The 13,914-nt window shown below is 66.8% G+C and carries 15 protein-coding genes; 4 read left to right on the top strand and 11 right to left on the bottom strand.

Annotation, left to right across the window (positions count from 1 at the left end):
* From AB7O82_RS01915 to AB7O82_RS01895, 5 genes are read right to left on the bottom strand one after another with little or no spacing between them, the layout of a single operon-like run.
* Positions 1 to 1,035 carry an ABC transporter substrate-binding protein gene (locus AB7O82_RS01915; protein WP_428536925.1) on the bottom strand — a complete coding sequence of 345 codons (1,035 nt, stop codon included), beginning with the start codon at positions 1,033 to 1,035 and terminating at the stop codon, positions 1 to 3.
* 53 nt (positions 1,036 to 1,088) lie between these two features.
* Entirely contained in the window at positions 1,089 to 1,952 is an 864-nt protein-coding gene (locus AB7O82_RS01910) for a crotonase/enoyl-CoA hydratase family protein (protein WP_428536922.1), read from the bottom strand.
* A gap of 10 nt (positions 1,953 to 1,962) precedes the next feature.
* The gene (locus tag AB7O82_RS01905) at positions 1,963 to 2,295 is read right to left on the bottom strand and encodes a DMT family transporter (RefSeq protein ID WP_428536919.1); all 333 of its coding nucleotides are present in this window, start codon (positions 2,293 to 2,295) and stop codon (positions 1,963 to 1,965) included.
* On the bottom strand, positions 2,292 to 3,344 hold the full coding sequence (locus AB7O82_RS01900) for a glycosyltransferase family 2 protein (RefSeq protein WP_428536916.1): 1,053 nt from the start codon (positions 3,342 to 3,344) through the stop codon (positions 2,292 to 2,294). Before AB7O82_RS01900 ends, AB7O82_RS01905 begins: the two co-directional genes overlap by 4 nt.
* A complete protein-coding gene (locus AB7O82_RS01895; RefSeq protein ID WP_428536913.1) occupies positions 3,337 to 4,077 on the bottom strand; it encodes a class I SAM-dependent methyltransferase in 741 nt (246 codons plus the stop codon). Before AB7O82_RS01895 ends, AB7O82_RS01900 begins: the two co-directional genes overlap by 8 nt.
* A gap of 60 nt (positions 4,078 to 4,137) precedes the next feature.
* On the opposite strand from AB7O82_RS01895, the gene AB7O82_RS01890 reads away from it, so the two are divergent.
* Entirely contained in the window at positions 4,138 to 5,715 is a 1,578-nt protein-coding gene (locus tag AB7O82_RS01890; protein ID WP_428536910.1) for a hypothetical protein, read from the top strand.
* Positions 5,716 to 5,891: 176 nt separating this feature from the next.
* On the opposite strand, the gene AB7O82_RS01885 is transcribed toward AB7O82_RS01890, so the two are convergent.
* From AB7O82_RS01885 to AB7O82_RS01865, 5 genes are all read right to left on the bottom strand, one after another.
* On the bottom strand, positions 5,892 to 7,139 hold the full coding sequence (locus tag AB7O82_RS01885) for an acyl-CoA dehydrogenase family protein (RefSeq protein ID WP_428536907.1): 1,248 nt from the start codon (positions 7,137 to 7,139) through the stop codon (positions 5,892 to 5,894).
* A 210-nt stretch (positions 7,140 to 7,349) separates the two neighbouring features.
* A complete protein-coding gene (locus tag AB7O82_RS01880) occupies positions 7,350 to 7,817 on the bottom strand; it encodes a PaaI family thioesterase (RefSeq protein WP_428536904.1) in 468 nt (155 codons plus the stop codon).
* Entirely contained in the window at positions 7,814 to 8,257 is a 444-nt protein-coding gene (locus AB7O82_RS01875) for an acyl-CoA thioesterase (protein ID WP_428536901.1), read from the bottom strand. Before AB7O82_RS01875 ends, AB7O82_RS01880 begins: the two co-directional genes overlap by 4 nt.
* A 4-nt stretch (positions 8,258 to 8,261) precedes the next feature.
* Complete coding sequence (locus AB7O82_RS01870; RefSeq protein WP_428536899.1) at positions 8,262 to 9,107, bottom strand: VOC family protein; 846 nt, start codon at positions 9,105 to 9,107, stop codon at positions 8,262 to 8,264.
* A complete protein-coding gene (locus AB7O82_RS01865) occupies positions 9,104 to 9,562 on the bottom strand; it encodes a MaoC family dehydratase (protein WP_428536896.1) in 459 nt (152 codons plus the stop codon). Before AB7O82_RS01865 ends, AB7O82_RS01870 begins: the two co-directional genes overlap by 4 nt.
* Positions 9,563 to 9,657: 95 nt before the next feature.
* Between AB7O82_RS01865 and AB7O82_RS01860 the strand changes: the two genes are divergently transcribed.
* Positions 9,658 to 11,358: an adenylate/guanylate cyclase domain-containing protein gene (locus tag AB7O82_RS01860; RefSeq protein WP_428618536.1), complete on the top strand. Its 1,701-nt coding sequence runs from the start codon at positions 9,658 to 9,660 to the stop codon at positions 11,356 to 11,358.
* A gap of 119 nt (positions 11,359 to 11,477) precedes the next feature.
* On the opposite strand, the gene AB7O82_RS01855 is transcribed toward AB7O82_RS01860, so the two are convergent.
* Positions 11,478 to 12,638: an acyl-CoA dehydrogenase family protein gene (locus tag AB7O82_RS01855; protein WP_428536890.1), complete on the bottom strand. Its 1,161-nt coding sequence runs from the start codon at positions 12,636 to 12,638 to the stop codon at positions 11,478 to 11,480.
* On the opposite strand from AB7O82_RS01855, the gene AB7O82_RS01850 reads away from it, so the two are divergent.
* Together AB7O82_RS01850 and AB7O82_RS01845 are read left to right on the top strand one after the other, a co-directional pair.
* Positions 12,637 to 13,098 (top strand): acyl-CoA thioesterase, encoded by a 462-nt coding sequence (locus AB7O82_RS01850; RefSeq protein WP_428618534.1) that lies wholly within the window; start codon positions 12,637 to 12,639, stop codon positions 13,096 to 13,098. The genes AB7O82_RS01855 and AB7O82_RS01850 overlap by 2 nt on opposite strands.
* Before the next feature lie 83 nt (positions 13,099 to 13,181).
* Positions 13,182 to 13,385, top strand: a complete 204-nt coding sequence (locus AB7O82_RS01845; protein ID WP_428536884.1) for a (2Fe-2S)-binding protein — start codon at positions 13,182 to 13,184, stop codon at positions 13,383 to 13,385.
* Positions 13,386 to 13,914 lie beyond the last annotated feature (529 nt).

Below are 13,914 nucleotides of genomic sequence, written 5' to 3'. Positions count from 1 at the left end.
CTAGCTGCGCTTCCTGGCGCGTTCGGCGAACTCGTTGGTCCAGGTCTCGGCCAGCTTGATCTTGGCCGGCTGGATTTTGGGATCACCGTCGGCCAGGAACTTCAGGCAATTGGCCGGACCGTCGGCCGGCATCACGCCGTCCGGCGAGATGGTCTCGCGCACGTTGGAGAAGGCCCGCTCGTAGATCGCCTTGTCGCCCAGCAGGTAGCCCGTCGGAACGCTGGCCGCGACCTCCGCTGGCGATGCGGTTTGCAGCCATTGGTCGGCGCGCACGATCGCCGTCGCGAGGGCCTGCGCCGTGTTGGGTGTCTTGGTGAGCAGAGCCGGCTGCGCATAGAGACAAGCAGCCGGCATCGAGCCGCCGAACAGTTCCTGGTTGCCCTTCATGGTCCGCGTGTCGACCAGGATCTTGATCAGCTTCTTCTCCTGCAGGATCGTCAGTGCCGGGTCGGCCTGCGAGATGCCGTCGACCGACTTGTTCTCGATCGCAGCCACGACCGACGCACCGGCGCCGACCCCGATCGCCACGATGTCGGTCGCCTTCAGGCCGCCCTTGGCCGCCCAGTACGTGACCAGCATCTGGGTCTGCGAACCGGGCGCGGTGACGCCGAACTTCATGCCCTTGATGTCGGCCGGCCCCTTTACCTTGTCGGCAAGGTCACTGCGCACGCCGATGGCGAGTTGCATGCCGCGGCCGATCAGGGCGAAGCCCTTGATCGCCTGACCGCGCTGCTGCATGCGGATGGTGTGCTCGTAGGCGCCGGCCACCACGTCGGCGCTGCCGCCCATCAGGGCTTCCAGCGACTTGGCGCCGCCTTGGAAGTCGTTGATCTCGACGTCGAGGCCGGCCTCCTTGAAGAAGCCCTTGCTCTCGGCAATGGTCAGCGAGAGATAATACAGGGCTGACTTGCCACCGACGGCCAGAACGACCTTGGACTTCTCCGGCTTGCCCTGCGCCCGCGCGATGTGGGGCGCCGCGATCAGCATCGGCGCCGCGGCCAAGACCGCGCGCCGTCGCATATGCAACTTACTCATACGTTACTCCACTCCTTGGATTTCGTTTCCACTTTTCCTGAACCCCGCAGACCTTACTTGAAGGTCCTCTCTTTCCACCACGGGAAATAGCCCGGCATACCGTCGCTCACCTTCATGGGGAACCGGGCCGGCCGTTTCTCCAGGAAGGCCGTCACGCCCTCCTTCACGTCTTCCGACTTGCCCCGGGCGTAGATGCCCTTGGAATCGACCTTGTGCGCCTCCATCGGATGATCAGCGCCCAGCATCTTCCAGATCATCTGGCGATTGAGCGCCACCGCCACCGGCGCCGTGTTGTCGGCGATCTCGCGGGCGAGCGTGTAGGCCGCCGGCAGGAGGTCTCTGGCCGCGTGGATCGATCGCACCAGGCGCCCCTCGAGCGCTTCCTCGGCTGAGAAGACGCGACCGGTCATCACCCATTCCAATGCCTGCTGCGGGCCGACGAGGCGCGGCAGGAACCAGCTCGAGCAGGCCTCCATGACGATGGCGCGGCGGGTGAAGACGAACCCGTAGCGCGCCACCTCGGAGGCGAGCCGGATGTCCATGGCGAGTTGCATGGTAACGCCGACGCCGACAGCCGGCCCGTTGCAGGCGGCGATGGTGGGCTTCAGTGCATCGTAGAGCCTGAGCGTCAGCAGCCCGCCGCCGTCGCGATGACCATCGAGCCCGGGATCGACCGGCCCGCGATTCTCGGCATTGAAGGTGTTGGCGCCACCCGACAAATCGGCGCCGGCGCAGAAGCCGCGTCCGGCGCCGGTGAACACCACGGCGCGCACGTCGTCGTCGCGGTCGGCGCGGTCCATGGCGTCGAGCAGCTCGGACAGCATCCGGCCGGTGAACGCGTTGAGCTTGTCCGGCCGGTTCAGGGTGATGGTGAGGATGCCGTCCTTGCTCGCATACTCGATCTGCTCGTACTCCACCGCCCGCTCCTCACGTCTGGTTGATCAGCACCACGCCGCCCACGATCAGGACGATGCCGCCGATCTGCTTCATGCCGAACGGCTCGCCGAAAAGATAGTGCCCGAGCACCGCCACAATGGCGTAGGACAATGACACGCTCGGGAAGGCGACCGAGACTGGAATCTTGCGCAGCGCAACGATGTAGAGGAAGGCGGCCGAACCGTAGAGCGCGAGACCGGCGAGCGTGGAAGGTCGCAAAACCTGGCTGATGAAATCCGGCGAATCGGCGCCCCACTTCAGCAGCACCTGGCCGCCGATGCCGGCCAAGATGCCGATCGCCAACGCGACGTAGTAGACCATCATCGCCGGGATTCCTCTCGGGAGGGTTCACGATGCGGCTGGCCCGCGGCGCGGGTGTCGGGCCGCGGCAATTCGACGTCGACTCCCGAGGCGCCGTCACCCGTCGCGCGATGGAAGACCTCGCGCACGAGATATTGCGGCTTGCGGTTGACGGCCAGGAACATTCGGCCGAGATACTCGCCGATCAGCCCGACCAGCACGAGCTGCACGCCCGCCAGCACCAGCACCGCGACCATCAGCGATGCCCAGCCCTGCGGCGGCCTGTCGGAGACGATCGCCTCGACCACGACGATGACCGCGCCCAGGGCGCCCATCGCGCCGAAGCCCAGCCCGAACAGGGTGGCGAGGCGTAGCGGCATCACCGAGAAATTGAGAAACATGGCGAGCCACAGCCTGACCAGGCGGCGGAACGTGTAGTTCGAACGCCCCTCCGATCGCGCCAGATGCCCGACCTGAAGACGGCCGACATTCTGCGTCACCTGGAACACCAGCCCGTCGACGTAGGGAAACGGGCCCTCGTAGCCCGCCACGATACGTTCGCGCACGAAGGCCGAGAGACAGCGGAAGCTCGACAAATAGAGACCGGGCGGCTTGTCGATCAGGTGATCGGCGCACCAGTTGGTAAAGCGGCTGCCGAGATTGCGCCACGCAGCGTGCTTCTTCTCGGCATAGTAGGTGTAGACCGCGTCGTAGTTGCCGTCGCGCGCATGCTCGAACAGGCGCTTCACCTCGGCCGGCGGGTTCTGCAGATCGTCGTCCATGGTAATGACGAAGTCACCGCGCGCGCGGGCCAGCCCCGCCATCACCGCATTGTGCTCGCCGAAATTGCGGCTGAGATTCAGCACCGTCACCGGCGCACCGGGTTCGGTGATCAGCCCCTTGCAGACTTCGAGGCTGTTGTCCGGGCTGCAGTCGACCACCAGCACGATCTCGAGCCCACCCTCGATGTCGAGATCACGCAGGGCGCGGACCAGCTCGCCGACAGTGGCGGCGCCGTTGTAGACCGGCACGACGATCGACAGAGCCGGCATCGGGACCGCCGCGTCAGCCATTGCGCGCCGCCACCACGATCAGCGACCCGCCAAACGGCAGGCTGATGCCGAGCCCGATCACGGCACGCTCGACAGCCAGGGCGGCCGAGAACAGCCGGTCGAGCCAGACCGGAAAGTCGCGCACGTCGCTCGCGGCGTCGTCACGTTCCACCAGGCGATGAAGCAGCATCACGGGAAACAGCAGAGTATTCCAATAGCTCGACCGCAAGACACGAAAGCCGTGACGATCGAGCAGTCGACGCACCTCGGCGCCGGCAAAGCGGCGGACATTGTGCACGCGCCTGTCGTGCGCCGACAACAGCCAGCCATAGGCCGGGAGATTGAAGACCGCGATCGCGCCTGGCCTGAGGCAGCGGTGCGCCTCCTCGAGAGCACGTCCCGGGTCGACCCCGCCGTGGCAGAGGACGTCGAGCGAGAGGTACCCCGCCAGTGTGCCGTCGCCGATCGGCATTTCATTCACGGAGCCCGACACGACCGGGCAGCCGGCCTTGGACGCGGCGAGGCCGGCGGCAATGGCGTCATACTCCAGGCCGAACGTGGGATGGCCCGCCCGCGCCGGCCCCAGCGCCCGCAGCATGCCGCCAGTGCCGCAGCCGGCGTCGAGCAGCGGTCCGGCCGCCGTCGAATCGGCCAGAGCCCCGTCGAGCACCTGCGCGACAAGGCGACGCAAGCCGCGATACCACCACATGCGGTCCTCGACCGCGTGCATGCGCTCGTACTCGACCCGCTCCACCTCGCGCCGGCCTCCCGCAAGTGTCGTCTCATCGCCCGCTTATGATATCTTCGGTCCGCCTTGCCAACAGCCTCGACCAAACCCCCGACCATTTCGCCGCGCATCGAGCGGCTGCTGCTGGTCCCGCTGGTGGTCCTGCCCGTCGTCTGGCTGGCCGGCTACTTCTTCCCACCGATCAATCACGATGTCGCGGCGATCATCGACGTTTCGGCGCGCTGGGTCGGGGGCGAGAAGCTCTACGTCGAGATCATCGACGAGAACCTGCCGCTCACCTTCATCGTCCACGCCCTGCCGGTCCTGACGTCGAGGATACTGCCCGGCGCCCCGACCTTCTGGTTCACAGCGTGGGTGGTGGCCGGAGTCTTCGCCTCCTTCTGGGCCTGCCGGCGGCTGGTCCGCCTCGTGCCCTCGGCCGACCATGCCCTTACCGAGGCATTGCTGCCGCCGGTCCTGCTGTTCCTGTTCACCGTGCTGCCGAACGAGCATTTCGGCCAGCGCGAGCACATCATGTTCGTCGCCTGTGCGCCCTACATGATCGCCTCCATGGCACGCGCTGAAGGCGTTTCGCTGACCCGCCTGGCCGCCATCGCAATCGGGCTGGTCGCGGGCGTGGCGCTCGCCATGAAGCCGCATTACCTCGCCATCCCGGCGGCCGTCGAGCTCTACCTTCTGGTCCGCCGCGGCTGGCGTGCCACCTTCACTGATCCGATCCCGTGGTCGATCGGCCTCGTCGCGCTGGCGCATCTAATCGCCATGTACACGATTTTCGCCGATTTCGGCCGGTTCGTGATGCCGCTGGCGATCGAGGCCTATACACCCATCGGCGAGGCGGGCTGGCGCGCCGTGCTGACCAGCAACGTGCTCGGCCCGACCCTGATCGCGCTGCTGATTTTCGGCGTGATCGCCGTAGTCTTCACCAAGACCGTATCGGCGCGCGTGCTGGTGGTGTTCGGCATCGGCGCGGCGGTCTCGGCGGTCGCCCAGGCCAAGGGCTGGCCGTACCACGTGCTGCCAGCCCTGTCCGCCGCCATCCTGCTGGCGGCGCTCACCGTCTCGCAGACCGTCGATCGCTACCTGCCGATCAGCCGCAGCGGCCATCACCTGCCGGTCGCCATTATCTCGGCCACCCTGATGGTCCTGCTCTACTACCAGGCGGCGCTCTATACGCCGCCGTTCTACAAGCAGCGCCAGTTCGAAGCGTCGATCGGCGGCCGCCTGCAGCACATCATCGAGCAGAATGCGCCGCACCGGACCATCCTCGCCCTGTCGCCCGGCATCTACCCGCTCTGGCCGATGATCAACTACATCGACGGCCGCATGGCGATGCGCTTTCTCACCCTGTGGGTGCTGCAGGGCGTCTACGCGACCTGCGACGACTTCCCGGCGCTCTACAATCCGCCCGACACGATGGGCGATTCGGAGAAGTTCGTGTTCGACTCGGTGAGCGAGGATTTCGCCCGCGAGCAGCCCGATCTGCTGATCGTCGACCGCATCGCAGGCATTCCGCGCTGCCAGGGCCGCGAGTTCGACTACCTCGAGTACTTCCTGCAGAACCGCATCTTCGCGGACGCATTCGAGGGCTACGAGCACCTGATGGATTTCGACCGCTACAGGATCTACCGGCGCAAAAAAAAGTAAGCATCATTCTCCTCCCCAGCTTCGCTGGGGAGGTGTCGGCGTCTTCGCCGACGGAGGGGTCATGATTCATGCTATTCCGGACCACGAGCGTCTCCCTCGCTCATATCGCCACGAACGAGGGAGACGCTCGCGGTCCGGAAGAGAATGACCATGACAACATCGCTTTCGCCCCGTCATCAGGCGGAAGCACGGAGCAGCAGCTTGCCGCTGCCCACGTAGTTGCGTGGATGAATGAAGGCGTGCTGGGCTGCGGCATGCATGTCGCGCAGCCGGCGCTGCAGCGGCGAGGTCTCGTATACGGCGCTGCCTCCGGCCAGACCGAAGCATGCGTCGACGGCACGCAGGCACGTCGCAGTGACCCAGACCCCGGCCCGAGTCGCCTCGTCGAGCGACGGTTCGTCCTTCAACGTACCAGCGAGAGCGCGCCGCCACTGAATCTCGGCCTGGACTTGCTGATACGACTCGGCTGCCCTGACATCGGCCGCAACACGGCCAAGCTCGGCCTGAAATATCTCCGATTCGCGCATCGGCACGGCGATGCGCTGTTGCTGATGGCCTCTACCGGCGAGCTGGACGAGCTCGTCGAGCGCTCCCCGCGCCATGCCAATCGCGAACGCTCCGTGGAACAGTGGCAGGAACTCCTGCACTGTCTGATAGAGCGGGCCGGGCAGGGCCTGTGCGCTGCGCTCGATATCGAAGAAGCACTCCGGCGGAACGACCTTGTCCTTCATCACGATGTGATGACTTGCCGATCCCTTCAATCCCGTGGCGTGCCAGGTATCCTCGATCTGCCAGTCGCGAGCGGGCATGAAGAACCCGCGGATCAACGGCGCCTCGGCACCAGCCGGCGCGACAGGCCGCCTGCCGCCCTCGGTCATGATGCAGAAGGCGCCGATCAGGTCGGCGTGCGGGCTTGCGCTGGCGAACGGCCAACGCCCGTTCACACGCCAGCCGCCGTCTGCAGCCTCCGCCGTTCCCGCAGGTTGCGCGACCACGGCAATCACCATGTCGCGCCCGTCGTCGTAGTATCGATCGTATGTCTGGCGCGGCAGCAAGGCGGGAAGAAGATGGGCACCGCTGCCGATCATCGCGGTCCAGCCGAGCGACCCGTCGAGCTTTGCCAGTGCGGTGACGATTTCAAGGCCACTCGGTAAATCGAGCTCCAGCCCGCCATGGCTTTGCGGCACGAACATGCTGAAGACGCCGATCGACTTCAGCACGTCCATGACATCGTCGGGGATGCAACGCAGAGTCTCGAACTCGGGCGCACGCGAGGCAATCACCGGCGTCAGTTCCGCTATGTCGGCGAGCAAGCGCCTGGCGATGCCCGCCTTGCCGACGTCGAAATCTCCGCTGTTGCGCAGCTGCTCGGTCCCAAGACCCATGGAAGACTTGAGCTCCCTCAGCGATATCCTGTTGCTCATAGGATCCCTCCTGTGCGGTGAGCGGTCCGATCGAGAGCGCCGAGACGCGCTGCGATCCGCCAAAGCGGACCCGCCAAGGCGGACAGGTGCATCTCGAAAAGTCCCGTCGGACACCCCTCGCAAGCTGGCCGTCGCAGATGTCGCGAGGATTTCAGCCGTCGGGAATCCGGTTACACTTGAAACGGACCAGCGGTGCGGCCGTCGGCGCGATCATCCCTCGTCCCACCTGCCCATGACCTTCGCGTGCTGATCTTTGGGGATCCTGTCGATGTCGGGAATCTTAAACACTCCCGAGGCCACCAGCACGATCTCGCCGCCGCAGACGAGATCGCAACTGCAGAAGCAGAAATTCAGCGTGCGCCGGGCGATGCGCGCAGTGCCTTCGAGCCATTGGCCGAGCCGGGCGCCGCGTACGAACTCGGTGCTGAGCGAAACCGTCGGATGCGGCCAGCGGATCCCGGTGGCATGGCCGGAGCCCGCGCCCATCACCATGTCGGCCACCGTGACCAGCAGCCCGCCATGCGCCCACCCCAGCGGGTTGCCGTGCCGCGACTCCAACGGCAGGCCGACACGCAGCTTCTCACCTTCGCTCTTGAACCACAGCGGCCCGATCAGGTCGACGAACTGGTCGGGCACCTCGAGCCGGCGAAACCCTTCGGGAATGAGCGTGTCGGTCATGTCGCCAGTCCATTGTCGGAAGCAGCAATTCTTTCGAGCGCGGCACGGACTGCCGGCGAAAACGGCGTGCTGCGATGGGTCGCCTCGTCGAGCGACACCATGATCGCCTTGAGAACCGCCGTGCAGTTGCCGTCGCCGTCGAACAGGCCGTGCCCGATCACGCACTTGCGCGCCTGCACCTCGAGCAGGCGAGCGCAGGCGGTGGCGCGGCCGGGATAGAACATCTGGCGCTTGAAATCGACCTCGAGCCGGCCCACCACGACGCGAAAGCGCGGCAGGCCGGAACGCACGACGGCACGCATGTAGGATACGCGGGCATTTTCAAGGAGCTGCAGGAAGGCGCCGTTGTTGATGTGGCCGTTGGCATCGACGTCGGCGAAACGCAAATGCTCCTCGGTGGCGAATCCGTAGGTTCTCCGGTCGGCCAGGTCGAACGTCACGAGATCAGCGTTCCCTGAATTCCAGGGTGAGATGCGCGGCCTCTGACGGCGGCACGATCAGCCGATCGGCATCGGGCCTGATCACCGTCACGCCGTTGCCGCGCAGCAAGGCCTCGCAGTCGACAAGCGAGTCGACGCGCACCGCAAGCAGCGCGGGATGATCGCCGGGCCGCACCGGCGTCACGCCGGGATAGCGTCGACCATAGGCCTCAGGCGTCAGGTAGTGGATCGGCTGCGTACCGGTGTCGACCACGAGGCCGTCGCCCTCCCGCCGCGCCGATCCGGCACCGAAATACTTCTCCAGCTCGCCGGTCCATTCGTGCGGCTGCCCGGCGATCACGGTGACACCCAGGATGCCGCGGGCGCCGTTGGCGTGGCGGGCCCATTCGGCGCGGTAGACGAACTGCGGCGTCAGGTGATCGCAGACGAAGAAGCCGACCACCGGCATGTGCGTCTTGGGGATGCGCACGGTGCGGAACCGGGCGTGCTCGGTCCTGCCGGCGATCTCGACCGCACGGTCGAAGGACAGCGGCGCGTCAGGCTGCAGTCCCGCGGCCCGGAAGGCGTCGAAGGCGAGATCGGCGCCGTCGGTGGCCAGCGCCACGTTGGCGAGCCCGCCGCCCTCCTTCAGCCATTCGCGCCGCTCGGCGTTGAACGGGGTATCCTCGACGATGCCCAGGATCTCGAAGTAATCCTTCTCGAAGATCATGAGATGATTGGCGGTACCGAGCTTGCGATGGAAGCCGCGCGGCTGGACCTGGAAGCCGAGGCGCCGGTAGGCCGCCTCGGCCGCATCGATGCCGTCGACCATGACGACGACATGATCGAGGCCCCTGACCGCCCGGCTCATACCGGCCTCCGACGCACCATGTTGATCCCCTTGACCGTCACCACGAGTTCTCCGTTCTGGTTGGTGGCGCCCCAGTGCTCGTGAATGATGCCCATCTCGGGACGGCTCCTGGACGGCACCTTGTCGGCACACTCGACCCATGCCGTGAGCGTATCGCCCGGCCGCACCGGCTTCAGCCAGCGGATCTGGTCGAGACCCGGCGAGCCGAGCGCCGTCCGCTGGTCGATGTAGTTGTCGACGAACAGTCGCATCAGCTTGGACGTGACATGCCAGCCCGACGCGATCAGGCCACCGAACATCGACTGGTGGGCAGCGGCGGCATCGACGTGAAAGCTCTGCGGGTCGAACTGGCGGCCGAACTCGACGATTTCGTGTTCCGTGAACGACGTCGAGCCGAGCTCGTACTTCATGCCGACCTGGTAGTCGTCCCAGTAGCGCGGGTCCTTGGACTGCATGCCCTCGCTCTTCGCAGAGCGTGGCCGGTCCTGCAAGCGCGTCCTATGGCCGAGCGGCCGCCCGTCGGTTACCTTGTGCGGAGGTCCAGCGACAGATGAACGAACCCAATCTGGTCAGGCGCCTGACCACGATCGTCGCCGTCGACGTCGTCGGCTTCAGCACCATGTCGGCTCGCGACGAGGAACATGCCCTGGAGCTGCTCGGCCAGCGCATGGCCACCACTGGTTCGATCGTCAAGCACCATCGCGGCCGCGTCTTCAAGGCCACCGGAGACGGCCTGCTGGCAGAGTTCGCGAGCCCGGTCGAAGCCGTGCGCGCCGCGCTCGAAACCCAGGAAGCGATGCGGTCGGCCAATGCCTCCGTCCGACCTGACGACCAGCTGACCCTGCGCATCGGCGTCAATCTCGGCGATGTCGTGGAAAGCGGTGACGACCTGATGGGCGATGCGGTCAATGTCGCCGTGCGGCTCGAATCGATCGCCCCCCACGGCGGCATCTGCGTCTCGTCCTCGATCTACGAGCAGATCGTCGGCAAGCTCACCCTGGGCGCCGAAGACATGGGCGAGCAGCACGTCAAGAACATCCCCCGCCCCATCCATGCCTATCGCCTGACCCTCGAGGGGGCACCGCCCAGGGCACCGCCCGCCAAGGCGGCCAGCGCCACGACAGCGCGCGCGGGATCAACCCTGCTGGTCGCAGTCGGGAGCATCGCCGCCGCCGCCGTGGTTGCTGCGGGTGTCGGCGCGTGGCTGATGCACGACCGCATGGAGCCAGCGCCGCCCGCCGCCGTCCAGGCACCGGCCCGCAGTGCCTCGCCGACCCAGGTGGCGACCGCGGCCCCGGCTCCCACGCCAGCCAACCCGCCATCGCCAGTGCCAGTGGCACCAACCGCCCCGTCACCTGTCGGGAGCACGCCCTCCAACGTGCCGGCCACGGCTCCGGCGCCATCGCCTCCCGTTGCGGCAACGCGCCCCTACGTTGCGGCCGAGGTGCCGTTCGTCGGGGACTTTCGCCGCCGCGCGCTCGAGAACTACGCACGGGCCGAAGGCTCCAAGGCGATGGCGATCACGGTGCGCGGCCATCTGGCCATCGCCACGCGCCGCATCGACGACGCCGCGGCGCGCCGCGTCGCGCTCGAGGAATGCAACAAGGGCGTGAAGCGCGAGGTACCGCAACCGCGCGAAGCCGACCGGTGCATGATCTACGCGATCGGCAACGACGTCGTGTGGACGTTCCGCTTGCCGCCTCTGCCGCCTCCGCCGTATCTGCCGCCCACCCGGCCGTCCCCTCCGATCACGTTCGATCCGGCCGCCGTGCCGCTGATCCGCGAACCGGCCCGTCTCCATCTCGCCGAGCACTACGTCACATCGGAGCGCAAGCGCGCGCTCGTGCTGGGCCGCAATCGCGTCGAGTGGTGGTCGCCCAGCGAGACCGAGCGAGACGCCATCAGGCGCAACCTGCAGATTTGCGGCCACATCACGGGGCGTCCGTGCATCGTGTACTCGGTCGACATGCAGGTCGTCGTGCGCACGCCGCAGCGCTACCGCATCGTCGACGTCCTGACACCGCCCGACCTCGCCGATCTCAATGCCGGCCAGCAGGTCGCCATCGACCGCTACCTGGTCGCCGACGACTGGCGGGCCATCGCGCTCGGCCGCAACGGCCGCCTGGGGATGGCGACGCGCCAGCCGAGCGAGACCGATGCCGTCAACGACGCCTTGCGCGCATGCGCCCAGGCCGGCGGCACCGAATGCGCCGTGGCCGCCGTCGGGCCATTCCTGGTGGCACCGAAGTAGAACTCTAGAAGAGATCATGCGCTGGGAGCGCGCCACTCCGATGGCGCTCATGGGATGTGCAATCAATGAGAAGAGCGCCATCGGAGTGGTGCGCTCCCAGCGCATGACTCTCGTCGACATCAATCCGCCAGCACGGCGCCGAAGCGCTTGGCGATTTCCTCTAGCATCACCTCGGAGGCGCCGCCGCCGATCGCCTGGACGCGGGCGTCGCGCGCCATGCGCTCGACTGCGGTCTCGCGGATGAAGCCCATGCCGCCGTGGAACTGGACGCAGTCGTAGAGCACCTGGTTGACCAGGTCGCCGGCCAGCGCCTTGACCATCGAGACCTGGGCGACGCAGTCCGCACCCTGGGCATCGAGCCATGCCGTGTGATGCACGAGCTGGCGCGCTGCCTCGACCTCGGCGAGCCGCCGGGCCAGGCGCTGGCGGATCGCCTGCTTGTCCCACAGCGGCTTGCCGAAGGCCGCACGATCGTTGACATGCTCGTAGGTGAGCCGGATCGCCTCGCGCGCCTCGGCCATCGCCATGGCGCCGATCACCAGCCGCTCGGTCTGGAAGTTGGCCATGATCGAGTAGAAGCCGCGATTGGGCTCGCCCAGCACGTTCTCGGCGGGGACGCGACAATCCTCGAAGATCAGCTCGGCGGTGTCCGACGAGCGCCAGCCGGTCTTGTCGAGCGCCCGCCCGACTCGGAAACCGGGCGTGCCCTTCTCGACGATGAACATGGTTAGCGCCCGGCTGCCCTTGGCCTCGGGATCGGTGCGCGCCGCGATGAAATAGAGATCGCCGTGGACGCCGTTGGTGATGAACATCTTGGCGCCGTTCAGCACGTAGTCTCCGCCGTCGCGCACCGCGCGGGTGCGCAGGCCGGCGACGTCGGAGCCGGCGCCGGGCTCGGTGACGCCGACGGCGGTGATGGTCGTGCCCGCCATGACGCCCGGCAGGTACTTCTCGAGCTGGCGCCTGGTCCCGAAGCGGACGAGGTGGGGGCTCGCCATGTCGGTATGGACCAGCACGGTGATGGCAAAGCCGCCATGGGTCGAGCGCCCGACCTCCTCGGCCAGCACCACCGAGGCACGCGCATCGAGCCCCGCGCCGCCCAGCGCCTCGGGCACGCGCAGCGAGAACAGGCCGAGCTCGCCCATCTGCTTCAGCACGACGCGCGGCACGAAGCCATCCTCCTCCCACTGCGGGCCGAACGGCTTCACCTGCTCGTCGACGAAGCGGCGCAGCTGACGGCGGATGAGGTCGTGCTCTTCGGTGAAGATCGGATGGGACATGGCGGCGAAATGCTACACTTCGGCCATGTCCCGCGACAAACGCCTGCAGAATCGCTCGATCTACCCCCACTGGTGCACCGACACGGTCCGCTTCTCCGACCAGGATGCCGCCGGCCACGTCAACAACGTGGCGCTGTGCGCCTACATGGAAACCGCCCGCCTCACCTTCATGCGCGACATGGGACTGATGGGCAGCGGCGAAGACGGGACCCGCGGGATCTCGGCCGGCATGACCGTGAGCTTCTTGGCCGAATCGCACTGGCCGGGCCGGGTCGAGCTGGGTACCGGCGTGATGCGCATCGGCACCAGCTCGCTCACCGTCGGATCGGCCGCCTTCAAGGACGATGTCTGCATCGTCGCGGCCGAGATGACCGTGGTCAGGCTGCGCGGCAAGACGCCGCATCCGATCGATGCCGCTTTGCGAACCAAGCTGGAAAAATACGCCCTGTCGGGCTTCTAGAGGATCTTGACCGGCCGCGACCGGCCACTTATTTTTCGCGCCTGCGAGTAAGTCGCATCTGCAAGCTAGGTGGGCACACAGGGATGTACATCTGCATTTGCCGGGCCATTCGGGATCGCGAGGTCGATGCCGCCGTTCGCGCCGGCGCCCGCCGACCAGTCGACGTGTTCCGCGCCTGTGGCAAGAGCCCTCAATGCGGCAGTTGCGCCGGCGACATGCGCGAGCGCATTGCCGAAACCTCCGCGCGCGAGCAGGCAGCCCAGCCAGCTATGCTGGCCGCCGACTGACCCTCTGGCCGGGTCTGCGCGAGCTCCCGCTGCATCATCGTCATGCGCTGGCAGCGCGCCTCATAGGCCCTATCCTGCAAAAGGACCTCACCCTGAGGACCGGCCCGTAGGGCCGCGTCTCGACCAGGGCGAAGTAACCTTCGCCCTTTGGTCGGCGACGCGGCCGGTGCCGCAATCCGGGCTGTTTCACGATTTCCTGTGCGGCCCATCCTTCGAGACGCGCCCTTCGGGCGCTCGTCAGGATGAGGATTTTGCTTGGAGCGACGCCAAGGTCAGCGCCCATATGCGAGCCACCCCAATGGCGCTCATGGACGGTGTGATCGACAAAGAACGCGCCATCGGAGTGGCGCACCCCCAGCGAAGAGCGCCGAGCCGCTCCCCGCGAATGAGCTAACTCGACTCCTTGCCTTCGCCGATCTGCGTCTGCAGGTAGTTCTGCTCGCCGACCTTGTCGACCAAGGAGAGCTCGGTCTCGAGGAAATCGATGTGCTCCTCGGCATCCTCGAGGATGTCGACGACGATCTCGCGG

The organism is Reyranella sp., assembly GCF_050185545.1.
GTDB lineage: Bacteria > Pseudomonadota > Alphaproteobacteria > Reyranellales > Reyranellaceae > Reyranella.
Note: the sequence above shows the minus strand (reverse complement) of the source record. Positions and strands in the feature narration are given on the sequence as shown.